This is a genomic window from Streptomyces sp. NPDC013317, assembly GCF_055563155.1.
Map to the genome: position 1 here is coordinate 120805 of NZ_JBVHDX010000004.1, position 22964 is coordinate 143768.

Consider the following 22964-nt stretch of genomic DNA (forward strand, 5'->3'; position numbering starts at 1 on the left):
CTCATGATTCCGGCGACGACGACCGACGACGACGTCCGCCTCAGGGAGCACCATGCCCACGCCGCCCGAGAACCGTGAGCTCAGTCCGTTCACCGGCTGGACCCGCGCCCACTGGGAGGACACCGCCGACCGCCTCCTGCTGGCCCTGCGACCGTACGCCTCTCCCCGCAACGGTCTCGTCGGCCTGCCCGGTCCCCGGCCCAGCCGGTCCGGCGCCCGCTCCGACGGCCTCGAAGGCCACGCCCGTACGTTCCTGCTCGCCGCTTTCCGTGTCGCCGGCGCCCGCGGAGCGGACCCGCACGACCACCTGGCCCGCTACGCCGAGGGCCTCGCCGCCGGCACGGAGGCGCCGGGCGGGGAGGGGCCCGAATCCTGGCCGCTCCTCACCGACGTGCGCCAGGCGGTCGTCGAATCCGCCTCCGTCGCCCTCGCCCTGCGGCTGACCCGCCCCTGGCTCTGGGACACCCTCGACGACCGCACCCGCGGACACGTCGTCGACTGGCTGCTGCCCGCCCTCGAACCCTCCCCGGTCGACAACAACTGGTGGCTCTTCGGCCTCACCGTCGCCGGTTTTCTCCAGGACGCCGGCATCGAGACGGACCGCGCGGCCGCCACGATCGACCGCGCCTCCGCCACCGTGCACCGCTCCCTCGACCGCATCGAGCGGTGGTACCTGGGAGACGGCTGGTACAGCGACGGCGACAACCGCGCCTTCGACCACTACAACGCCTGGGCCCTGCACTTCTACCCCGTCCTGCACGCCCACCTCTCCGGCGACCGGGACCTCCTCGACCGCTACGGCCCCCGCCTGCGCGCCCATCTCGACGACTACGTCCACCTCTTCGACGCGAACGGCGCCCCCGTCCCGTACGGACGCTCCCTCACCTACCGCTTCGCCGCGGCCGCCGCCCCCTGGCTCGGCACCCTCACCGGCCACACGCCGCTCACCCCCGGAGCCACCCGGCGTCTCGCCTCCGGCTCGCTGCGGTACTTCCTCGACCGGGGCGCGTGCGACGAGCGCGGACTGCTCACGCTCGGCTGGCACGGCCCGTACCCGCCGGTCGTCCAGAGCTACTCGGGACCCGCCTCGCCCTACTGGGCCTCCAAGGGCTTCCTCGGTCTCCTGCTGCCCGCCGGCCACCCGGCCTGGAACGACCCCGAGGAGCCGCTGCCCGCCGAGCGCGCCGACACCGTGCGTCCCGTCGCCCCGGCCGGGCTGCTCATCCACACCACCGCCGCCGACGGGTTCGTGCGCCTGCACAACCACGGCAGCAACCACGTCGCCGGCGACCCGGACGGCGAGGACGACTCCGGCTACGCCCGCTACGCGTACTCCTCCCGCACCGGCCCGACCGCCCCGCCCGACCACGCCGACAACCACTTCGCCCTGGTCGTCGACGGCCGGGTCACCCGGCGCGGCCCGGCGACCCCGGCCGGCACCGGCCCCGGCTGGGCCGCCTCGCTCCACACCCCGCTCCCCGGCATCCGAGTCCTCTCCGCGACCCTGGCCCACGGACGCGCCGAGGTCCGCGCCCATCTGGTGCTCGGCGCCGCCGAGGGAACCCCCGTCCGCCAGACCGGCTGGGCCACCACCCCCGGCGGACCGACGGCCCAACTGCACGCCGTCCACGGCTACCCGGACGCCGCCGGGACCGTCCCGCTCGCCACCGGCGCCACGCTCCAGGGCGGCCCGCACACCCGCACCGCCGCCCTGCACGGCACCACGGGCGGAGCCGGATCCCTCTTCGTCGCCCTCGCCTCCCTCACCGCCGAACCGGACCCGGACCCCGTCACGACCCTCGCCGCCGTCCGGGTCGCCGGCCGTACGATCCACGTGACCTGGCGGGACGGCACCGCGACGGCGATCGAACTGGACCCGAGCGAGGTGCGCGGGGCCTGAGCCCCCGAGGCGGGCGGGGCCGTCCGGCGCCCGCCCCCCGCCAGTCGCCGCCCGGCCCTTGTCGCTCCCCGCCCGGCCCCCGCCAGTCGGCGCCCGGCCCTTGTCGCTCCCCGCCCGGCCCCCGCCACGCGCCGCCTGGCCCCGCTACTTGGGGCCGTAGGTACGTCCGGCCCGGGAGGAGACCCCGCCGAGCAGACCGCGCGGAGTCAGCTTCACCACGCCCATCAGCGCCTTGTAGCGGGGGTCGGGGATGGAGAGCGTCTTCCCGCGGGACAGGTCGTGCAGCGCCGTGGCCACCAGCTTGTCCGCGTCGAGCCACATCCAGCCGGGGATGTTCTCCGTACCCATCCCGGCCCGCTCGTGGAACTCCGTCCGCACGAAGCCCGGACAGAGCGCCATGAGCCGTACGCCGCTGTCCGCCAGGTCGCGTGCCGCGCCCTGGGTGAACTGCACGACCCACGCCTTCGACGCCCCGTACGTGCCCCGCGGGACGAACGCCGCCACCGAGGCCACGTTGACGACCCCGCCCCGGCCGCGGGCGCGCATGGACTCCGCCGCCGCCGACGTCAGCCGGAGCACCGCCTCGCAGTGCACGGTCAGCATCTTCAACTCGTCGGCCATGGAGACCTCCAGGAACCGGCCCTTGTTGCCGAAGCCCGCGTTGTTCACCAGCAGGTCCACCGGCTGCTTCGGATCCGAGAGCCGGGCCTCCACGGCCGCGATCCCCTTCTCCTCGGCCAGGTCCGCGGCCAGGACCTCGGCCTCGATGCCGTGCCGGTCGTGCAGTTCGGTCGCCTGCTCCCGCAGCCGCTTCACATCGCGGGCCACGAGCACGACGTCGTGTCCGTCCGCCGCCAGCCTCCGCGCGAAGGCGGCCCCGATACCCGCCGTCGCGCCTGTAATCAGTGCACTCGTCATGGGCGGCACGTTAGTGCCCCGGGCCTGGACCTCCGCGTTCAGGAGCCGGTGCCGTACTTCTCCGTGTGGGTACGGGCCAGTTCGAGCAGTTCGCCGTCCATCCACGCGGCGGCGGCCAGGGTGCGCGGCAGCAGCGAGCGCTCGGTCGTCACGGCCCGGTGCAGCAGAGAGACCGTGATGTCGTGGTCGGGGCGGCGGACGACCTCGACCGGGTCGCCGACCGTGAACGCGCCCGGCTCGATCACGCGCAGCAGGGCGCCGGGGCCCGCGGCCGACGCCATGAAGCGCCGGACCCACCCCTTCTCCCCGACGAAGCCCGCGAACGTGCGGCAGGGGATGCGGCCACCGGTCACTTCGAGGACCACCTCGGGGCCGACCCGCCAACGCTCGCCGATCAGGGCCCCGTTCACGTCGAGCCCGAGCGTGGTGAGGTTCTCCCCGAAGGAGCCGTTGGCCAGCGGCCGGCCCAGCTCGCGCTCCCAGGCGTCCATGTCCTCGCGGGCGAAGGCGGACACGGCGCGGTCGTTCCCGCCGTGGAAGCGGAGGTCGCACACGCTGTCCCCGGCGAGCCCGCTCGCCCCGACACCGCGCGGGCCCGGCGCCTCGACCCGTACCGGACCCTCCACCGGACGCTTGTCGATGCCGGTCGTCCCGGAGGGCGCGTCCGTGTACTCCACGGCCATGGCACGCCCGACATTCACGCTCAGAACCTTCATAACGGCACCATAAGTCCTGTCCAGATCAAAGCCGCCCAGAGATATTCGCCTCGAAGCCCAAGCATCGCTTATGCTCGAACCATGATCGAGGCCCGCCATCTCCGCGTCCTGCGCGCCGTCGCCGCGACCGGCTCCTTCTCCGCCGCCGCGCGCGAACTCGGCTGCACCCAGCCCGCGGTGAGCCAGCAGATGAAGGCGCTGGAGAGCTCCGCCGGTACGACCCTGCTCATCAGGACCGGCCGCGAGATGCGGCTCACGCAGGCGGGCGAGGCCCTGGTCCGGCACGCCTCGGGCATCCTCGCGGGGCTCACCGCCGCCGAGGAGGAGGTGGCCGCGATCGCGGGGCTGCGCGCCGGCCGCGTCCGGCTGGTCTCCTTCCCCAGCGGCAGCTCGACGCTGGTCCCGACCGCCCTCGCCGCCCTGCGCGCGGCGCACCCGGGCACGCGGGTCTCGCTGGTGGAGGCCGAGCCGCCGCGCTCCGTGGAGATGCTGCGCGAGGGCGACTGCGACGTCGCCCTGGCCTTCCGCTACGGAGCGGGGCCGGCGGAGTGGGACGACCTGATCGTCCGGCCGCTGCTCGCCGACCGCCTGGTCGGCCTCGTGCCCGAGGGGCACCGCCTCGCCGGCGCCGACGCGGTCGGCATCGCCGAGCTGGCCGAGGAGTCCTGGATCGCGGGCTGCCCGCGCTGCAGGCGCCAGCTCGTGGAGGTGTGCGAGGAGGCCGGGTTCACCCCGCGCATCGACTTCGCCACCGACGACTACCCGGCCGTGGTCGGGCTCGTCGGCGCCGGCCTGGGCGTCGCGGTCCTGCCGCAGCTGGCGATCGAGTCCGTACGTCCCAAGGGGGCGCGCACCGTGGTCGTGGAGCCGGCCGTGGAGCGCGAGATCGTCGCCCTCACGCTGCCCGACCTGGCCAAGGTCCCGGCGGTCGCGGCGACCCTCGACGAACTGACCAGGGCGGCCGGACGCTGACGGCCGGCATCCTGCGCCCCCGGGGCGCGTGGTGCGGCCCCGGAGGGCCGGGTGAGGCTCGACCCCGGCCCCTTCAGGGGCAGAAGAAACGTTCCTTCATGTCTTCGGGCGATCCGAGGTTCAGGCGCGCCCTACGCCTGCCGAACCCGTCGCCGTGGCCGAAGCCGTGATCAGGCGGTTGCGGGCCCGTCCCATGAGCTCTTCGCGTTCGTCCTCGGTGAGGCCGCCCCAGACGCCATAGGGCTCGCGTACGGCGAGTGCGTGTGCCGCGCACTCCGCGCGTACCGGGCACCGCATGCAGACCTCTTTCGCCGAGTTCTCGCGCGCACTCCGTGCCGCGCCACGCTCTCCCTCGGGGTGGAAGAACAGGGAACTGTCGACTCCGCGGCAGGCCGCGAGCAGCTGCCAGTCCCAAAGATCGGCGTTGGGTCCCGGAAGGCGGGAGAAATCTGCCATTGCGCTTGTCCCCTTGAAACCGTGTCGAACGGATTGGTGGGCGGGTGGATGGCTGATGTGCCGGGGGCCCTTCGCCCCCCGTGCGTCTCGCGTACCCGCTCCTGCGGGTTCGACCCGACAGTACAACTACTGTCTAAGTAGATGTAAATATGACTCATTGCGAATCTAGCCACAGACACCACAAAAAGGGAAGAAAACCCGCTAAATGGGGCATGGCTTCCAGTGAAGGGCGGATGACCTGCGGCGCTCTCCTCCGCGCACGCTCCCTCACGTAGAGTGCCGAAGGCAGCCGTCCGACCCGTAACTCTTTCGAGTGACCATCGTTGAGAGTGCGGAGGCGGTTGAAGGAACAAGCGCTCGGGCAGGTGTCCGAGGGCGTCAACCGCACAGGTGACGATACGTACCAGCCCTGGAGGCTCTAGGTGACGCGCATCAGCTGCGGAGGGCGGCCATGACATCCGTCCTCGTCTGCGACGACTCCCCGCTTGCCCGAGAGGCTCTTCGCCGCGCGGTCGCGACCGTGCCCGGCGTGGAGCGCGTGACCACCGCGGCCAACGGCGAGGAAGTCCTCCGCCGCTGGGGCGCGGACCGCTCGGACCTGATTCTGATGGACGTACGCATGCCCGGTCTGGGCGGCGTGGAGACCGTCCGCCGACTGCTGTCCGCCGACCCCGGCGCCCGCATCATCATGCTCACCGTCGCGGAGGACCTGGACGGTGTCGCGCTCGCGGTCGCCGCGGGCGCCCGTGGCTACCTGCACAAGGACGCCTCGCGCGCCGAGCTGCGGGCCACGGTCACCCAGGCCCTCGCCGACCCGACCTGGCGGCTCGCCCCGCGCCGGCTGCGGTCGGCCGAGATGGGCGCGGCGCCGACGCTCACCGCTCGTGAGATCCAGGTGCTCGAAGGCATGAGCCACGGCCGGTCCAACGCGGAGATCGGGCGCGAGCTCTTCCTCTCCGAGGACACGGTCAAGACGCACGCCCGCCGGCTCTTCAAGAAGCTGGGCGCATCGGACCGGGCGCACGCCGTCGCCCTCGGCTTCCGGTGGGGCCTGGTCCGCTAGGGCATGGTTCGAAAGTCCCGTCCGGCCGGCCCTTCGGGCGGACGACGCCACTTTCGAAACACGTCCTCGGCGACGACCGGCCGTTTCCCCGTCCGCCGGGTGCGGACGGGGCGGTAGCCCGGGGCCCGTCACAGAGGCTGTCGGGCCTCCGTCGCGGCGGCTTGTGTCACTTCCGCGCGGGATGCCGCATCCTTGAGATGTGGAGTTCCTCGGGGACGAGTCGATCGAGCGGAAGGGGAGGGCGCAGGAGATGAGTTCCGGCGCACCTGCTCATAACGCTTCGGTGCACAACAACGGACGCGGTGCCACGGACGCCGAGGCGTCAAGGCACCATGGAGCGATGCGCGACGACGAGACCATGGGATCCCCCATGCCCGTAGGGCCAGGGGAGATCGGTGCGCTCGTCCACCGCGCCGTCGAGGGCGACGAGCAGGCCACGCACGACCTTCTGGCGCGCGTGCACCCGCTGGCGCTGCGCTACTGCCGTACGCGGCTGAACCGGCTGCCCGGCGACGCCCGCCACTTCGTCGAGGACCTCGCGCAGGAGGTCTGCGTCGCCGTACTGATGGCGCTGCCGCGCTACAAGGACACGGGCAGGCCCTTCGAGGCCTTCGTCTTCGCCATCGCCGGACACAAGGTCGCCGATCTGCAGCGGGCCGCGATGCGGCACCCGGGATCGACGGCCGTGCCCTCCGACGAGATGCCCGAACGGCCCGACGACTCGCTGGGCCCGGAGGAGCGCGCGCTGCTCAGCGACGATGCCGAATGGGCCAAGAGGCTGCTCGCCAACCTCCCGGAGAACCAGCGGGAGCTGCTGGTCCTGCGGGTGGCGGTCGGCCTCACGGCCGAGGAGACGGGCCAGATGCTCGGGATGTCCCCGGGGGCGGTACGTGTGGCGCAGCACCGCGCTCTCAGCCGCCTCCGGGCACTGGCCGAGCAGTAAGGGTCGACGAGGGCTGGTGGCCCTCACGTATACGTACGAACGTCCAAAGCTGCTCTCTGATCTTGATCGTGGAATGAGACACCGTCGAGGCCCGTTAGCATGGACATCCGCACCGATCAAGGCCATTGGGGAAGGTGTCATGACTGTCAACGTCGACGGAGTGCCCGGTAAATTCGCGACACTCGGGCTGACCTACGACGACGTACTGCTGCTGCCGGGAGCATCCGAGGTGCTTCCCAACGCGGTCGACACCTCGTCCCGCATCTCGCGCAACGTCCGAGTCAACATCCCGCTGCTCTCCGCGGCGATGGACAAGGTGACCGAGTCGCGCATGGCGATCGCGATGGCCCGTCTGGGCGGCGTCGGCGTGCTGCACCGGAACCTGTCCGTCGAGGACCAGGTCAACCAGGTCGACCTCGTCAAGCGCTCCGAGTCCGGCATGGTCACGGACCCCATCACCGTCCACCCCGAGGCGACGCTCGCCGAGGCGGACGCGCTGTGCGCCAAGTTCCGCATCAGCGGTGTCCCGGTCACCAACCCGGACGGCAAGCTGCTCGGCATCGTGACCAACCGCGACATGGCCTTCGAGAGCGACCGCAGCCGCCAGGTCCGCGAGGTCATGACCCCGATGCCGCTGGTCACCGGCAAGGTCGGCATCTCCGGCGTCGACGCCATGGAGCTGCTGCGCCGCCACAAGATCGAGAAGCTGCCGCTGGTCGACGACGAGGGTGTGCTCAAGGGCCTCATCACCGTCAAGGACTTCGTCAAGGCGGAGAAGTACCCGAACGCCGCCAAGGACTCCGAGGGTCGTCTGCTCGTCGGTGCCGCCGTGGGCGCCAGCCCCGAGGCGCTGGAGCGCGCCCAGGCGCTCGCCGCCGCCGGCGTGGACTTCCTGGTCGTCGACACCTCGCACGGCCACAACAGCAACGCCCTGAGCTGGATGGCGAAGATCAAGTCGAGCGTGAACGTCGACGTGATCGGCGGCAACGTCGCCACGCGTGACGGCGCGCAGGCGCTGATCGACGCCGGTGTCGACGGCATCAAGGTCGGTGTCGGCCCGGGCTCCATCTGCACCACCCGCGTGGTCGCCGGCATCGGCGTCCCGCAGGTCACCGCCATCTACGAGGCCTCGCTCGCGGCCCGCCCCGCCGGTGTCCCGCTGATCGGCGACGGCGGTCTGCAGTACTCCGGCGACATCGGCAAGGCACTGGCCGCCGGTGCCGACACGGTCATGCTCGGCAGCCTCCTCGCGGGCTGTGAGGAGTCGCCCGGCGAGCTCCTCTTCATCAACGGCAAGCAGTTCAAGTCGTACCGCGGCATGGGCTCGCTCGGTGCCATGCAGTCCCGCGGCCAGGGCCGGTCGTACTCGAAGGACCGCTACTTCCAGGCCGAGGTCGCCTCCGACGACAAGCTCGTGCCCGAGGGCGTCGAGGGCCAGGTCCCGTACCGCGGTCCGCTCTCCAACGTCCTGCACCAGCTCGTCGGCGGCCTCCGTCAGACCATGGGCTATGTGGGCGCGGCCACCGTCGCCGAGATGGAGTCCAAGGGCCGGTTCGTCCGGATCACCTCCGCGGGCCTCAAGGAGAGCCACCCGCACGACATCCAGATGACGGTCGAGGCGCCGAACTACAGCAGGAAGTAACGCAGCGCGACGCGTGGGGCGGTTCCGGCATGTGGCCGGAGCCGCCCCACGCGCGTGTGTCGGGGATACTGGTAGGCGCAGACGTAGAGGGAAAGGCCACACATCGTGACTGAGATCGAGATCGGGCGCGGCAAGCGCGGCCGCAGGGCGTACGCGTTCGACGACATCGCCGTCGTTCCGAGCCGGCGCACCCGGGACCCGAAGGAGGTCTCGATCGCCTGGCAGATCGACGCCTACCGCTTCGAGCTCCCCTTCCTGGCCGCCCCCATGGACTCGGTCGTCTCGCCGCAGACCGCCATCCGCATCGGCGAGCTGGGCGGCCTGGGCGTGCTGAACCTCGAGGGTCTGTGGACCCGGTACGAGGACCCGCAGCCGCTGCTCGACGAGATCGCGGAGATGGACGAGTCCACCGCGACCCGCCGTCTGCAGGAGATCTACGCGGCCCCGATCAAGGAGGAGCTGATCGGGCAGCGCATCAAGGAGGTGCGCGACTCCGGTGTGGTCACCGCCGCCGCGCTCTCCCCGCAGCGCACCGCGCAGTTCTCCAAGGCCGTCGTCGACGCCGGCGTGGACATCTTCGTCATCCGCGGCACGACGGTCTCCGCCGAGCACGTCTCGGGCGCGGCCGAGCCGCTGAACCTCAAGCAGTTCATCTACGAGCTCGACGTCCCGGTCATCGTCGGCGGCTGCGCCACGTACACCGCGGCCCTGCACCTGATGCGCACCGGCGCGGCGGGTGTCCTGGTCGGCTTCGGTGGCGGCGCGGCGCACACCACGCGCAACGTGCTCGGCATCCAGGTCCCGATGGCGACCGCGGTCGCCGACGTGGCCGCGGCCCGTCGTGACTACATGGACGAGTCCGGCGGCCGGTACGTCCACGTGATCGCGGACGGCGGTGTCGGCTGGTCGGGCGACCTGCCGAAGGCGATCGCCTGCGGTGCCGACTCGGTCATGATCGGTTCCCCGCTGGCCCGCGCCACGGACGCGCCGGGCAAGGGGCACCACTGGGGCATGGAGGCCGTCCACGAGGACGTGCCGCGCGGCAAGCTGGTCGACCTGGGCATCGTCGGCACGACCGAGGAGATCCTCACCGGTCCGTCGCACACCCCGGACGGCTCGATGAACTTCTTCGGCGCGCTGCGCCGGGCGATGGCGACGACGGGCTACAGCGAGCTCAAGGAGTTCCAGCGCGTCGAGGTCACGGTCGCGGACTCCCAGCACAAGCGCTGACACCGGGCCGTCCCGTACTCCGCCACACGAAGGGCCCCGCACCACTCGGTGCGGGGCCCCTTCGCGTACGGGGACGTTACTGGGAGGCCTTCTTCGAGCCCGCGAACGCGGCGAACGCGGCCAGGCCGAAGAACAGGAACGTCATGAAGTCCTTGCTCTCGCTCCAGACCCCCGTCACGAGGTCGAACTGCTCGACGAACATGTCCGTCGCCGAGACGTTCAGCTCCTTGCCGAGGATGATCGCGATCGCCAGGAGCTGGCCGGCGTAGACGGCCCCGAGGGACAGTACGGCGCCGACCACCGGCAGTGCGGGGTTACGGCCGCCGACCTTGCCGGCGGCGAAACCGACGAGGAAGCCGACGCCCACGGCGGCGTAGCCGATCTCCCGGTCGACGGCGCCGGCGAGGCCGCCGTAGAGACCCGCGCCGACGAGAGCCGCGACCAGGGCGGCGACGAGGCCGAGGGCCACGTTGTCGCGTGCGGGCGCCGGCGGCGGGGCGGCCGGGTACGGGGTGGGCGCGGCGCCCTCGGCGAACGGGTTGCCGGGCGGCGGAACGGGCTGAGACATGGTGCTGATCCCCCCAGGGACACGGGCGCACGGATGTGCGATCAAGAGCCCGGAGAGTAACAGCCCGCTCCGACACCGCGCCCGTCGGTTTCAGAGGCGGTGGGCCGCGCCCGCCGGGGTGGCGCCGCGGGTGTCGAGGAGGAGCTGTGCCTTGACGGCCAGGCCCTGGAGGTCGTAGGTGCGGTGGTGCTGCAGAAGGACCGTCAGGTCGGCGTGGGCGGCGGCCTCGTAGAGGGAGTCGGCGCGGGGGACCGGGACGTCGCGGACGCGCCAGTCCTGGACGTGCGGGTCGTGGTAGCTGACGACCGCGCCCAGGTCCATCAGGCGGCGCGCGATCTCGTCGGCGGGGGAGCCCTCCCGGTCGGCGAGATCGGGTTTGTACGTGATGCCGAGCAGAAGGACCCGGGCTCCGCGGGCCGACTTGCCGTGCTCGTTGAGCAGGGTCGCGCAGCGCTGGATGACGTACTGCGGCATCCGCTCGTTGACCTGGGTGGCCAGTTCGACCATCCGGAGCGGGCGGTGGGTGCCGAGGCGCTCGACGGGGGCGCCGTGGCCGCCGACGCCGGGGCCGGGGCGGAAGGCCTGGAAGCCGAAGGGCTTGGTCTCGGCGCAGCGGATGACGTCCCACAGGTCGACGCCGAGTTCGTGGCAGAGCACCGCCATCTCGTTGACGAGCGCGATGTTGACGTGCCGGAAGTTGGTCTCCAGGAGCTTGACCGTCTCGGCCTCGCGCGGGCCGCGCGCGCGGACGACCTTGTCGGTGAGCCGGCCGTAGAAGGCGGCGGCGGACTCCGTGCAGGCCGGGGTGAGGCCGCCGATGACCTTGGGCGTGCCGGTGAAGCCGTGTGCCCGGTTTCCGGGGTCCAGCCGGCCGGGGGAGTACGCGAGGTGGAAGTCGCGGCCCGCGCGCAGCCCGGAGCCCTCCTCCAGGGCGTCCCTCAGCACACCTTCGGTGGTGCCGGGGTGGACGGGGGATTCGAGCAGGACGGTCGTGTGGGGCCGCAGCCTCGCGGCGAGGGCGCGCGCGGCGTCGACGACGGCCGTGAGGTCGAGGTTCCGGTCGGGGCCGAGCGCGGTCGGGGCGCAGATGACGGCCGTACGGACCCGGCCGAGTTCGGCCGGGTTGGTGGTCGGTCGGAAGCCCCCCGAGAGCATCCGGCGGATCTCCGACGCGGTGAGCGAGCCGTCGACGGGCGGGCGCCCGGCGGCGAGTTCGGCGACGGGCCGGGCGTCGGTGTCGTAGCCGATGGTGTCGACGCCGGCGGCGATCGCGGCCTGGGCGAGGGGGAGTCCGAGGTGGCCGAGGCCGATGACGGCGAGGTCAGCGGGCATGAAGGTGGGCCGTCCTTCCCAATAGCCGGAGGGGACGAGACGCGCAAGCCCGGTGGACAGAACGGGGCGAGTGCAATGTCAGACTAGGCGTAAATATGACCGATATGCCGCATTGCGTGGTCGAAGGTCGCCGAGTGTTATCCACAGGCGGTGGCTGAAGTCGGAGGGGCGGGACAGAATCAACTCTGTGAGCCCGATCACGCAGGGGGACGACGGGAGGCAGCGGTGAGGACAGCGACACTGGGACCGGCCGAGCGCGCCGAGGCGCTCGCCGGCATGGCCGAGCGTGAACTGGACGTACTGGTCATCGGCGCCGGCGTGGTCGGCGCGGGGACGGCGCTCGACGCGGTCACGAGAGGACTCTCGACCGGCCTCGTGGAGGCCCGCGACTGGGCATCCGGTACCTCCAGCCGCTCCAGCAAGCTGATCCACGGCGGCCTGCGCTATCTGGAGATGCTGGACTTCGCGCTCGTGCGGGAGGCGCTGAAGGAGCGCGGCCTGCTCCTGGAGCGCCTCGCACCGCATCTGGTGAAGCCCGTCCCGTTCCTCTATCCCCTGCAGCACAAGGGCTGGGAGCGGCTCTACGCGGGCTCGGGCGTCGCGTTGTACGACGCGATGTCCCTCTCCTCGGGCCACGGCCGCGGACTGCCGGTCCACCGCCACCTCTCCCGGCGCAACGCGCTGCGGGTGGCCCCCTGTCTGAAGAAGGACGCCCTGGTCGGCGCCCTGCAGTACTACGACGCCCAGATGGACGACGCCCGCTTCGTCACCGCACTGGTCCGTACGGCCGCGAGTTACGGAGCGAAGGTCGCGAGCCGGGCCCGGGTGATCGGATTCCTCCGTGAGGGTGAACGGGTCGTGGGCGCCAGGGTCCAGGACGTCGAGGCGGGCGTGGAGTACGAGATCCGCGCGAAGCAGCTCGTCAACGCGACCGGGGTGTGGACGGACGACACCCAGGCGCTCATCGGCGAGCGCGGCCAGTTCCATGTGCGGGCGTCGAAGGGCATCCACCTGGTCGTGCCCAAGGACCGGATCCACTCGACCACCGGACTGATCCTGCGCACCGAGAAGTCCGTGCTGTTCGTGATCCCGTGGGGACGGCACTGGATCGTCGGCACCACGGACACCGACTGGGACCTGGACAAGGCGCACCCGGCCGCGTCCAGCGCCGACATCGACTACCTCCTCGAGCATGTGAACAGCGTCCTGGCGACGCCGCTCACCAGGGACGACGTCCAGGGCGTGTACGCGGGCCTGCGGCCGCTGCTCGCGGGCGAGTCGGACGCCACGAGCAAGCTCTCGCGCGAACACACCGTCGCGCACCCGGTGCCCGGCCTCGTCGTCGTGGCCGGCGGGAAGTACACGACCTACCGGGTGATGGCCAAGGACGCCGTGGACGAGGCGGTGCACGCACTCGACCAGCGGGTCGCCGCCTGTGTCACCGAGGACGTCCCGCTCCTGGGCGCCGAGGGCTACAAGGCCCTGTGGAACGCCAGGGCGAGGATCGCGGCCCGGACGGGACTCCATGTCGTCCGGGTGGAGCATCTGCTCAACCGGTACGGCTCGATGACCGAGGAGCTCCTGGAGCTCATCGCCGCCGACCCGGGCCTCGCCGAACCCCTGGCGGCCGCGGACGACTATCTGCGCGCCGAGATCGTCTACGCGGCCTCGCACGAGGGCGCCCGGCACCTGGACGACGTCCTGACGCGGCGCACCCGGATCTCCATCGAGACCTTCGACCGGGGGACGCGCAGCGCGCGGGAGTGCGCCGAGTTGATGGCGCCCGTGCTGGGCTGGGACGCCCATCAGATCGAGAAGGAGGTGGAGCACTACGAGAAGCGGGTGGAGGCGGAGCGCGAGTCGCAGCGGCAGCCCGACGACCTGACGGCGGACGCGGCCCGTCTGGGCGCCCCCGACATCGTGCCGATCTGACCCGCCCGGCGGGGTTCGCCGCGGGCCTCGGACGAACTCGGCTTCGGGGAGGGGACGTTGGGAGGCGTCTGCGGCATCCTGTTCGTACGGGTACGGAACCCGAGGGGGGTGCTTCGGCGTCGGGTGCGATGACGGCAGCGCTTTCCCGTGGAGCTCTCTTCTCGGAGTGCGGACCCCGGAGCGGGATCGGTCCCGGGGTGAGAGACAATGGGCTCTCTTCCAGGGCGGGTTACCGCATCGCGCGGGAAGCGGCAGACGCGGGCGAAGATCAGGATCGCAGAGGGGACGCATGTCGGAGGCGGAGCAGTCGCGGGACACGGCGCGGGACCCTCGGCGGGACGCCGGCGCGGGTGCCGGGACCGACGGCGACCGGGGTGTGGTTCCCGCGGCACGTGAGGCGGAGCCGGACGTGAAGTCCGGCGCGGAGCCGGCCGGGGCGGGCACGTCCGGGACCGGCCCGTCCGGTCGGTCCGAGCAGGACGGTTCGTCCGCGTCGGAGAAGGCCGGATCGGACAGGGCCGGGTCCGAGCAGGACGGTTCGTCCGCGGCCGAGAAACCGGCCGGGGCCGACATGGCGCCGGGGGCGGGGCGGTCGGCGGCCTCCGAGCCGTCGGACGCGGCGCCGTCCGACGCCCGGCCGTCCGGAGCCGCGCGTGGCGGTGCCGGGCGGGTCGACGCCGAGCCGTCCGACGCCGAGCCGTCCGACGCCGTGCCGGGGGCGGGGCCGAAGGTCGAGGCTCCCAAGCTCAGGAAGCCCGCCGGCGGCGGGCGTTCCGGGTCGGCGGAGCGCGCCGGGGCGACGGCCGAAGGCCGCCTGCTCGCCGGGCGGTACCGGCTCGACGGCGTCCTCGGACGCGGCGGCATGGGCACCGTGTGGCGCGCGGTCGACGAGACCCTCGGCCGCACCGTCGCCGTCAAGGAGCTGCGCTTCCCCAACAGCATCGACGAGGACGAGAAGCGACGCCTCATCACCCGGACCCTGCGTGAGGCGAAGGCCATCGCCCGGATCCGCAACAACGGCGCCGTGACCGTCTACGACGTCGTCGACGAGGACGACCGGCCGTGGATCGTCATGGAGCTCATCGAGGGCAAGTCCCTCGCCGACGCCGTCCGTGAGGACGGCACGCTCACTCCGCACCGCGCCGCCGAGGTCGGGCTCGCGATCCTCGACGTGCTGCGCTCGGCGCACCGGCAGGGCATCCTGCACCGCGACGTGAAGCCGTCCAACGTGCTGATCGCCGAGGACGGCCGCGTCGTCCTCACCGACTTCGGCATCGCGCAGGTCGAGGGCGACCCCTCGATCACCTCCACCGGCATGCTCGTCGGCGCGCCCTCCTACATCTCGCCCGAGCGGGCGCGTGGCCACAAGCCCGGCCCGGCCGCCGACATGTGGTCGCTGGGCGGACTGCTGTACGCGAGCGTCGAGGGCAGCCCGCCGTACGACAAGGGTTCCGCGATCGCGACGCTCACCGCCGTGATGACCGAGCCCGTCGACCCGCCGAAGAACGCGGGGCCGCTTCTGGAGAAGGTCATCTACGGCCTGCTCGTCAAGGACCCGGACCAGCGGCTCGACGACGCGGGCGCGCGCCTGCTGCTCAGGGCCGTGCTCGACGCCCCCGCGCCCGCACCGGTGGTGGAGCCCGAGCCGTCGCCCGAGGCGACCCGGGTCGTGCCGCTGCCCCCGGTTCCGCCGGAGCCGCCGAAGCGTCCGGCGTCCGCGCCGAAGGAGAAGACCGCGGAGGCGGCCGAACGGATGCGCGGCGCGCTGAAGTCGGTACGGAACGCGGCCGCCTCGGTCCGGTCCGAGCCCAGGCCGCGACCCGAGCCGCCGCAGGGCGGGAACAGGCCGGTGCAGCCGCGTGCCTCGCTCACCGACGTCGTACCGCGCCGCACACTGATCATCATCGCGGGGATCGTGGTCCTCGCCCTCCTCGGCACGATCCTGGCCGTCTCCCTCGGGGGCGGTGAGGACGACAAGGGGGGCAACGCGGGCAAGGGCTCCGGCACGACGGCCTCGGCCGGAGCCACGGGCGGCGACAGCTCCGACCAGGGCAAGGGCGAGAAGCCGGACGACTCCGGTCAGCAGGGCGGCGAGCAACCGACCGGCTCGGGTTCGGACTCCGGCTCGGGTTCGGGTTCGGGCGGGCAGAGCGGCAAGCCCTCGGGGACGCCGAGCGCCGGCACCCCCGGGGCGCAGCTCCCCGCCGGGTACGTCATGGTGACCAACAAGCAGTTCCACTTCGTCATGGCGATGCCGTCCACGTTCAAGCTCAACGGCATAGCGGGCCGGAACTCGGGCGGGATCTTCAACGCCGACGGCGGATACCCGCGCGTCCAGGTCGACTACAACGGCAGCCCGAAGGACGACGCGGCCTCGGCGTGGGCCGCGGCCGTGGCGGGCGTCTCGGCGAGCAGCAACGGCTACCGCCACATCGGCATCAAGTCCGTGGCGTACAAGGGGTACCCGACGGTCGCCGACTGGGAGTTCGAGCGCCACGAGAAGGGCATGCGCGTCCGGATACTGAACCGGGGCTTCAAGGTGGACGCCACGCACGGTTACTCGATCATGGTCAGCTGCAAGGCGGACGAGTGGAACGCCTCCGCGTGCAAGACGCTGCGGGACACCGCGTTCGCCACGTTCAGCCCCAAGGACTGACCTGCGCCACGTATCGTGAGAGGACGTGGACCGTACGCAGCCGAAAAGCATCGTCAACTGTACGGACCAAGACCGGAATTGACGGTTTCGCGCGGTCCGTGCGATTCGTGAGCTGAACGGGATCCGTGCGACCCGGGGGACAGCGCGCTCGGTGGGGGAGGCGTCGTGGACGACTACGCGGGAAGGGTGCTCGCCGACCGCTATCGCCTGCCCGTACCGCCGCAGGACGCGTACGAACTCGTCGAGACCCGCGCCTTCGACACCTACAGCGGTCAGGAGGTCCTGGTTCACCAGGTGCCCCTGCCCGAGGTGATCGACGCCGAGGTGGTCGACGAGGACGGCACGGGATTCACCCCGCACCGGCCCGCCTCCGGCCGGGCGACGCGGCGGCCCGCCGACCCCGCCGTGCGGCGCGCCGTCGAGGCGGCACAGGCAGCCGCCCAGATCCCGGACCACCCCCTGCTGGACCAGGTCTTCGACGTGTTCGCGGAGGCCGGTTCGCTCTGGATAGTGAGCGAACTGATCGCGGCCAGGCCGCTGGCGGCGCTCCTCGCCGAGCGCCCCCTGAGCCCCTACCGTGCCGCGGAGATCGGCTCCGACGTCCTCACCGCCCTGCGGGCGCTGCACGCGCACGGCTGGACCCACCGGAACATCACCCCGCGCACCGTGCTCGTCTGCGACGACGGACGGGTGCTCCTGACCGGGCTCGCGGCGGGCGCGGCGGAGGAGGCCCTGTGCGGCTACGCCCCGGTGCCCCTCGCCGAGGACGACGAGCCGGCCCACACCGGGGGCTACCCGGAGGGCCCCGGGGAGGGCCGCGCGGAGGAGTACGCCGAGGGGTACGAGCCCGGGTACGCGCAGGAGTACGGGGACGAGCGCGGGCGCGCGCAGGGGTACGGGGGCGAGGACGGACCGGGCGGCGCCGCCCGGTCCGGTACGGACGAGGCCGCGGGCGCGCACGAGGCGGGCGGAGCGGCGACACGGCCCGAACTCCCCGCGGGCGGCCCCCTGCCGGTCACGGACGTCCGGGCGGCCCGGGCGGGCGCCATCGCCGCGTACCGGGCGGGCGCCCGCGCCGCGGCGCACATCGGCGAGACCGGAGCCGCCGTCCCCGTACAGCGTCCGGTGCCCGAGCCCGGCCCCGAGGCGGACGCGCGGGCAGCCCACGACCCGGAGCCGCCCGCCGCCCTCCCGACGCCCCCCGCGCCCGTGCCCGCGCAGGGACTCGGACCGGAGCCCCACTGGTGGTCCCAGACCGGCGACGACGAGGACGAGGACGACACCGAGGACGAGTACCCGGCCCCGTACCGCAAGGGGTACGGAGACGAAGGCGGCGGACCGCCCCGCGCGTTGCTCGCCGGTACCTGGAGCGACGGCCCGCACGCCTCGCGCGACGCCTCCGGGCCCGTCCCCGCGGGCGGCGGCAACGCGCTGCCCGCCCTCCCCGCGGGCTACACCCCGGCCCAACGGTCCGAGCGCGCCCCCGTACCCGTACCCGAATCGGCTTCCGCCTCCGGCGGCTGGGACGGAGCGGCCGAAGCGGGCGCGCCCACGGCCGTCTACCGTGGCCCGGCCACCCGGCTCGCCGCCGAACGGGCCCGCCAGGCACGGATCGCCGTCGTCGGCGCGGTCACCGAGCGCTGGGCGCCCGAGCAGGCGGGACCCGTCCACGAGAACTGGCGCCTGGCCCCGCCCATCGGCCCCGCCACCGACCTCTGGGCGCTCGGCGCGCTCCTCTACCGCGCCGTCCAGGGCCACGCCCCGTACCCCGAGGACAGCGCCGCCGAACTCGTCCAGCTGGTCTGCGCCGAGCCCCCGGCCTTCGCCGAGGAGTGCGGTCCGCTGCGCCCGGTCGTCGAGTCCCTGCTGCGCCAGGACCCCACGGAGCGGCCCGACTTCGAGGAGCTGCGCGGCTGGCTGCGCTCGCTCGTCCGGTCCGCCCCCGAGCCCGAGGCGGGGGTGGGGATCGTCCCGCTGCCGTCCGTGGACGCGACGCGGCTGCCCGTCGTACGGCGCCGTGGCGAGCTGGTGCGCAGGCGCCGCGGCGGAGCGGCGGGGGGCCGTCACCGGCACCGCAAGGGCAGGCGCCACGAGGAGCTGCCCACCCCTGAGTCGTCCCGGGCAGAGGTGCGCCATGAGCCCGGGCAGCGGCACCGGTCCGGACCGAGCCACGAGACCGGACAGCGGCAGCCGCGCCGGGAGTTCGCCCAGGACCACTATCACGAGGAGCTGCCTCAGCGTGCTCCCCGTGCGCCGCGCCCGCCCCGCGGGCCCCGCGGCGCGGGCGGAGCCGGCCGTTCCCCGCGCTCCCTCGGCCTGACGCTTCTGCTCCTGGTGCTGCTCCTGCTCGTCGGAGCCGTCGCGTACGCCGTGCTGTTCCTGCCCAAGGACGGTGCGGACGGCGGGAGCCCCGCCGCCCACACCGGTACGCCCACCACCGCGCCGCCGTCCCCGCGGCCCGCCGAGCCGAGCGCCGGGCAGAGCAGCAGGCCCGGCAGCACGCCCGGCACCGCGAGGACGACCCCGCCGGCCGCCACCCCGAGTGCCCCCGCGCTCGCCGCCGGGTACACCCTCCGCAAGGACCCGGAGGGCTTCGAGGTCGGTGTCCCCGAGGAGTGGAGACGCAGCCCGATCAACGACGCCGGACAAGTCCGCTACACCGGAGGCGATTTCACCCTGATCGTCGTCCCCGGCCGGGACACCGTGCAGGCCCACGGTTCCGATCCGATGGCGTACCAGCGCACCAAGGAGCGCGAGCTCCAGCCGTGGCGGGACTCCAGCTGGTCCGGCGCCACCGGGCTGCGGCGCATCGACGTGGGGCAGCAGTCCATGGCGGTCGGCCAGTTCACCTGGCAGGACAGCACGGGCCGCGACGTGTTCGTCCGCAACCTCGCCCTCATCGAGGGCGGCCGGTACCACGTGGTCCAGGTCATCGGTCCGGAGAGCGAACGCGACAAGGTGTCCGAGATCTACGACCAGGCGGTGAAGGTCTACCGCGCGACACGCTGACCGGACCGCGTGGACAGGGCCCGACCGACCAGGCGAACAGGGGCCATTCGGTCACGGTGCGGTTCCTTTGCCAGCCCCGAGGTTCCGTCTTCCGTCCCCCCCTCCGTAACCTGGCATCCGAAGGAACAGGCGGGGGACAGTGGAACATTCTCAGGGTGCGGAAACGGGCGCGGGTCTTCTGCTCGCCGGACGGTACCGGCTGGGCGAGGCGATCGGCCGCGGCGGCATGGGCAAGGTCTGGCGGGCGCACGACGAAGTACTCCACCGGGTGGTGGCGGTCAAGGAGTTGACGGCCGGTCGGTTCGTGGCCGAGGCCGACCGCCTCGTCCTGCACGCCCGTACGCAGAAGGAGGCCCGCGCCGCCGCGCGGATCACCCATCCCGGCGTGGTCACCGTGCACGACGTACTGGAGCACGACGACCGCCCGTGGATCGTCATGCAGTACGTCGACGGACCCTCGCTCGCGGACGCCGCGAAGGAGGCGGGCCCGATCGAGGCCCGCGAGGCGGCCAGGATCGGGCTGCACGTCCTCGGAGCCCTGCGCGCCGCGCACGCGGCCGGCGTGCTGCACCGGGACGTCAAGCCGGGCAACGTCCTGCTGGCCCGCGACGGGCGGGTCCTGATCACCGACTTCGGCATCGCCGCCATCGAGGGCGACTCGACGATCACCCGGACCGGTGAACTCGTCGGCTCCATCGACTACCTGGCGCCGGAGCGGGTGCGCGGTGGCGACCCCGGACCGGCCTCCGACCTCTGGTCGCTGGGCGCGACGCTGTACACGGCGGTGGAGGGGACCTCGCCGTTCCGGCGGACCTCGCCGATCAGCACCATGCAGGCGGTGGTCACGGAGGAGCCGCCGCATCCGGCGAAGGCGGGCGCGCTCGCCCCCGTCATCGTCGCGCTGCTCCGCAAGGACCCGGCGGAGCGGCCGCGCGCCGACGAGGCCGAGCGGATGCTGCTCGACGCCATGGAGGGCCGTGCGCCCCAGGCCGCGCAGGCGTACGTGCCGACACGGCGGGTGGGGCAGGAGGAGCTGGCCTCCGCGACCGCCCCGCTCCACGCACAGGAGTCCCCGACTCCGACGGCCGCTCCGATTCCGACGTCCGTCTCCCCGTCCGGCGGCACCCCCGTCTCCACCTCCGGCGCCGCGCCGGGATCCACCCCCACCGCCGCCCCCGGGTCGGGACTCCCCGCGCCCAAGGGCCGCGGCCGGTGGCGTCAGGCGGTCCTGACGGCCGTTCTCGCCGCCCTCGTGGCCGGTGGAGGCGTCTTCGCCGCCATGAACTACTCCGGCGGGGACGGCAAGGGAGGCGGCAGGGCCGCGGAAACCGGCGGCGGCACGCAGCCCGAGGTGACGAAGGCCGCCGAGGACGCCCTGCCGGCCGGCTGGCACCGGGTCGAGGACCCCAAGGGGTTCAGTCTGGTCGTGCCCAAGGGCTGGAAGCGGCAGACGGAGGGTGACAGCGTCGACTACACGCCGGACAACGGCCGCCACCGCATCCGGATCAGCGCCGACCCCACGCCCGACTTCGAGAACCCGTACATGCACGTGCTGGACCTGGAGAAGACGCTCAAGAAGCGCATGAACTACCAGAAGATCAAGCTCAACCAGAACACCTACCGCGACCAGGTCCGCTCCGCCCGGTGGGAGTTCACCTGGTACGAGAAGCAGGAGTTCCCGGGCCCCCGACACGCCATCGACCAGTTGTACTTCGCGGACGACGGCACCGAGTACGCCATCTACATGGCCTCCCCGGAGTCGAGCTGGGAGACCACCCGGGAGCAGTTCGACATCGTTCTCCAGCACTGGCGGGCGCCGGGCGGCTGACCGGGCGGAGAATCCGCGAGATCGCGCTCGCGGCCGACCGTAAGCCGCTGATCAGGGCTTATGTGCCAGTGATCGCTGGCGCGATTGTGCGCACCCGGTGAAAACGCGTTACCGACGGGTACCCAAAGACCGGAATGCGGCCTACTCTCGCCCTCATGACGGACTTGCAGGCACTCGCCACCCCGGCCGGCACCGCCCCCGGCACGAACCCGCTCGCGCCCTCGCCGGCCGGTGCCCGCACCGCCGCCGACGTGGTCACCCCCGAGGTGGTCGCCCAGCTCACCCGCGGTGTCGCCGGTTCCGGCCGTACCGCGAACCACACCCCCTTCACCGGGGAGAAGCTGGCCGAGCTGCCCGAGTCCACCCCCGAGGACGTCGCGGAGGCCTTCGCCCGCGCCCGCGCGGCCCAGGGCGCCTGGGCCGCGACCCCCGTCAAGGCCCGCGCGGCCGTCCTGCTCCGCTTCCACGACCTGGTGCTCGAGCGGCAGGCGGAGGTCCTCGACCTCATCCAGCTGGAGACCGGCAAGGCACGGCTGCACGCCCACGAGGAGGTCCTCGCCGTCGCGGTCGCCGCCCGCCACTACGGCCGCAAGGCCCCCGCCTACCTGCGCCCCAAGCACCACACCGGCGTCGTTCCGACCCTCACCAAGGTCACCGAGCTGCGTCAGCCGCGCGGTGTCGTCGGCCAGATCGCGCCCTGGAACTACCCCCTCGAGCTGTCGGTCGGCGACGCCCTGCCCGCCTTCGTCGCCGGCAACGCCGTCGTGATGAAGCCGGACACCGAAACCGCGCTCACCGCGCTCTGGGCCCGTGACCTCCTCATCGAGGCCGGTCTGCCCGCCGAGGTCTTCCAGGTCGTCATCGGCGAGGGTCCGGTCGTCGGACCCGAGGTCGTCAAGCACGCCGACTACGTCTCCTTCACCGGCTCCACCCGCACCGGCCGCGAGGTCGCCCAGGGCGCCGCGGCCCGGCTCGTCGGCGTGACCCTGGAGCTCGGCGGCAAGAACGCCATGCTGGTCCTCAAGGACGCCGACATCGAGAAGGCCGCCGCCGGCGCCGTCCGCGCCTGCTTCTCCTCGGCAGGCCAGCTCTGCATCTCCATCGAGCGGCTGTACGTCCACGAGTCGGTCGCCGACGACTTCGTCGCCCGCTTCGCCGCCCGTACGAAGGCGATGCGCCTCGGCAACTCCCTCTCCTACGGCGCCGACATGGGCTCCCTCGTCGGCGAGCGGCAGCTGGAGACGGTCACGAAGCACGTGGAGGAGGCCGTCGCCAAGGGCGCCAAGCTGGTCGCGGGCGGCGTCGCCCGCCCCGACATCGGCCCGCTCTTCTACGAGCCGACCATCCTCGACGGCGTCGAGGCCCCGATGGCCGTCTGCACCGAGGAGACCTTCGGACCGGTCGTCTCGATCTACCGCTTCAAGGACGAGGACGAGGTCGTCGAGCTGGCCAACGCCACCCCGTACGGGCTCAACTCCTCCGTCTGGACGAAGGACTCCCGGCGCGGCCACGCCGTCGCCGCCCGGCTGCGCACCGGCACCGTCAACATCAACGAGGGGTACGCACCGGCGTACGGCAGCGTCCAGGCGCCGATGGGCGGCATGAAGGACTCCGGGCTCGGCCGGCGCCACGGCTCGGAGGGCATCCTCAAGTTCACCGAGGCCCAGACCGTGGCCCAGCAGCGGCTGATCCCGCTCGCGCCCTCCTTCGGGATGGACGACGAGAAGTACGCCGCGTTCATGAGCCTGTCCCTGAAGGCGATGAAGGCCCTGCGCCTGCGCTGACACCCGCCCGCCCGT

General features: G+C 72.8%; 16 protein-coding genes. 11 read left to right on the top strand and 5 right to left on the bottom strand.

Annotated features, from left to right (window positions below; genetic code table 11):
• Positions 1–52: 52 nt before the first annotated feature.
• Entirely contained in the window at positions 53–1900 is a 1848-nt protein-coding gene (locus ACZ3IJ_RS13250) for a DUF2264 domain-containing protein (RefSeq protein ID WP_467467754.1), read from the top strand.
• A gap of 144 nt (positions 1901–2044) precedes the next feature.
• On the opposite strand, the gene ACZ3IJ_RS13255 is transcribed toward ACZ3IJ_RS13250, so the two are convergent.
• Together ACZ3IJ_RS13255 and ACZ3IJ_RS13260 are read right to left on the bottom strand one after the other, a co-directional pair.
• On the bottom strand, positions 2045–2818 hold the full coding sequence (locus tag ACZ3IJ_RS13255) for an SDR family NAD(P)-dependent oxidoreductase (protein ID WP_467467755.1): 774 nt from the start codon (positions 2816–2818) through the stop codon (positions 2045–2047).
• 38 nt (positions 2819–2856) lie between these two features.
• Positions 2857–3534 carry an MOSC domain-containing protein gene (locus ACZ3IJ_RS13260; protein WP_467467756.1) on the bottom strand — a complete coding sequence of 226 codons (678 nt, stop codon included), beginning with the start codon at positions 3532–3534 and terminating at the stop codon, positions 2857–2859.
• A gap of 81 nt (positions 3535–3615) precedes the next feature.
• Here ACZ3IJ_RS13260 and ACZ3IJ_RS13265 point away from each other — a divergent pair, with 81 nt between their 5' ends.
• Positions 3616–4506 carry a LysR family transcriptional regulator gene (locus tag ACZ3IJ_RS13265; protein ID WP_467467757.1) on the top strand — a complete coding sequence of 297 codons (891 nt, stop codon included), beginning with the start codon at positions 3616–3618 and terminating at the stop codon, positions 4504–4506.
• Positions 4507–4626: 120 nt separating this feature from the next.
• Here ACZ3IJ_RS13265 and ACZ3IJ_RS13270 read toward each other — a convergent pair whose 3' ends face one another.
• Positions 4627–4962, bottom strand: a complete 336-nt coding sequence (locus ACZ3IJ_RS13270) for a WhiB family transcriptional regulator (RefSeq protein WP_467467758.1) — start codon at positions 4960–4962, stop codon at positions 4627–4629.
• Positions 4963–5413: 451 nt separating this feature from the next.
• Here ACZ3IJ_RS13270 and ACZ3IJ_RS13275 point away from each other — a divergent pair, with 451 nt between their 5' ends.
• The 4 genes from ACZ3IJ_RS13275 to ACZ3IJ_RS13290 all read left to right on the top strand — a co-directional run bounded on the left by ACZ3IJ_RS13275 (position 5414) and on the right by ACZ3IJ_RS13290 (position 9840).
• On the top strand, positions 5414–6025 hold the full coding sequence (locus ACZ3IJ_RS13275; RefSeq protein ID WP_003948568.1) for a response regulator transcription factor: 612 nt from the start codon (positions 5414–5416) through the stop codon (positions 6023–6025).
• A 340-nt stretch (positions 6026–6365) separates the two neighbouring features.
• Positions 6366–6968 carry a sigma-70 family RNA polymerase sigma factor gene (locus ACZ3IJ_RS13280; RefSeq protein ID WP_467467759.1) on the top strand — a complete coding sequence of 201 codons (603 nt, stop codon included), beginning with the start codon at positions 6366–6368 and terminating at the stop codon, positions 6966–6968.
• Positions 6969–7107: 139 nt separating this feature from the next.
• Positions 7108–8610: an IMP dehydrogenase gene (gene guaB / locus ACZ3IJ_RS13285; protein ID WP_391798932.1), complete on the top strand. Its 1503-nt coding sequence runs from the start codon at positions 7108–7110 to the stop codon at positions 8608–8610.
• A 105-nt stretch (positions 8611–8715) separates the two neighbouring features.
• Positions 8716–9840, top strand: a complete 1125-nt coding sequence (locus tag ACZ3IJ_RS13290) for a GuaB3 family IMP dehydrogenase-related protein (protein ID WP_361596371.1) — start codon at positions 8716–8718, stop codon at positions 9838–9840.
• 76 nt (positions 9841–9916) lie between these two features.
• On the opposite strand, the gene ACZ3IJ_RS13295 is transcribed toward ACZ3IJ_RS13290, so the two are convergent.
• Positions 9917–10408, bottom strand: coding sequence for a hypothetical protein (locus tag ACZ3IJ_RS13295; RefSeq protein WP_467467760.1), 492 nt, complete (start codon positions 10406–10408; stop codon positions 9917–9919).
• Between the two features lie 90 nt (positions 10409–10498).
• On the bottom strand, positions 10499–11740 hold the full coding sequence (locus tag ACZ3IJ_RS13300; RefSeq protein ID WP_467467761.1) for a nucleotide sugar dehydrogenase: 1242 nt from the start codon (positions 11738–11740) through the stop codon (positions 10499–10501).
• Positions 11741–11965: 225 nt separating this feature from the next.
• Between ACZ3IJ_RS13300 and ACZ3IJ_RS13305 the strand changes: the two genes are divergently transcribed.
• The 5 genes from ACZ3IJ_RS13305 to ACZ3IJ_RS13325 all read left to right on the top strand — a co-directional run bounded on the left by ACZ3IJ_RS13305 (position 11966) and on the right by ACZ3IJ_RS13325 (position 22949).
• Positions 11966–13672, top strand: a complete 1707-nt coding sequence (locus tag ACZ3IJ_RS13305; protein WP_467467762.1) for a glycerol-3-phosphate dehydrogenase/oxidase — start codon at positions 11966–11968, stop codon at positions 13670–13672.
• Between the two features lie 289 nt (positions 13673–13961).
• Entirely contained in the window at positions 13962–16328 is a 2367-nt protein-coding gene (locus tag ACZ3IJ_RS13310; RefSeq protein WP_467467763.1) for a serine/threonine-protein kinase, read from the top strand.
• Between the two features lie 165 nt (positions 16329–16493).
• Entirely contained in the window at positions 16494–19337 is a 2844-nt protein-coding gene (locus ACZ3IJ_RS13315; RefSeq protein ID WP_467467764.1) for a protein kinase, read from the top strand.
• 139 nt (positions 19338–19476) lie between these two features.
• Entirely contained in the window at positions 19477–21165 is a 1689-nt protein-coding gene (locus tag ACZ3IJ_RS13320) for a serine/threonine-protein kinase (RefSeq protein ID WP_467467765.1), read from the top strand.
• 155 nt (positions 21166–21320) lie between these two features.
• Positions 21321–22949 carry a succinic semialdehyde dehydrogenase gene (locus ACZ3IJ_RS13325; RefSeq protein WP_467467766.1) on the top strand — a complete coding sequence of 543 codons (1629 nt, stop codon included), beginning with the start codon at positions 21321–21323 and terminating at the stop codon, positions 22947–22949.
• The last annotated feature ends 15 nt before the right edge of the window (positions 22950–22964 follow it).

Excerpts from the sequence above, each read along its gene's own strand:
- ACZ3IJ_RS13275 (WP_003948568.1), top strand. The coding sequence starts at position 5,414 with ATGACATCCGTCCTCGTCTGCGACGACTCCCCGCTTGCCCGAGAGGCT.
- ACZ3IJ_RS13265 (WP_467467757.1), top strand. The coding sequence starts at position 3,616 with ATGATCGAGGCCCGCCATCTCCGCGTCCTGCGCGCCGTCGCCGCGACC.
- ACZ3IJ_RS13310 (WP_467467763.1), top strand. The coding sequence starts at position 13,962 with ATGTCGGAGGCGGAGCAGTCGCGGGACACGGCGCGGGACCCTCGGCGG.
- ACZ3IJ_RS13255 (WP_467467755.1), bottom strand. The coding sequence starts at position 2,818 with ATGACGAGTGCACTGATTACAGGCGCGACGGCGGGTATCGGGGCCGCC.
- ACZ3IJ_RS13300 (WP_467467761.1), bottom strand. The coding sequence starts at position 11,740 with ATGCCCGCTGACCTCGCCGTCATCGGCCTCGGCCACCTCGGACTCCCC.
- ACZ3IJ_RS13325 (WP_467467766.1), top strand. The coding sequence starts at position 21,321 with ATGACGGACTTGCAGGCACTCGCCACCCCGGCCGGCACCGCCCCCGGC.
- guaB (WP_391798932.1), top strand. The coding sequence starts at position 7,108 with ATGACTGTCAACGTCGACGGAGTGCCCGGTAAATTCGCGACACTCGGG.
- ACZ3IJ_RS13250 (WP_467467754.1), top strand. The coding sequence starts at position 53 with ATGCCCACGCCGCCCGAGAACCGTGAGCTCAGTCCGTTCACCGGCTGG.
- ACZ3IJ_RS13295 (WP_467467760.1), bottom strand. The coding sequence starts at position 10,408 with ATGTCTCAGCCCGTTCCGCCGCCCGGCAACCCGTTCGCCGAGGGCGCC.
- ACZ3IJ_RS13270 (WP_467467758.1), bottom strand. The coding sequence starts at position 4,962 with ATGGCAGATTTCTCCCGCCTTCCGGGACCCAACGCCGATCTTTGGGAC.
- ACZ3IJ_RS13280 (WP_467467759.1), top strand. The coding sequence starts at position 6,366 with ATGCGCGACGACGAGACCATGGGATCCCCCATGCCCGTAGGGCCAGGG.
- ACZ3IJ_RS13260 (WP_467467756.1), bottom strand. The coding sequence starts at position 3,534 with ATGAAGGTTCTGAGCGTGAATGTCGGGCGTGCCATGGCCGTGGAGTAC.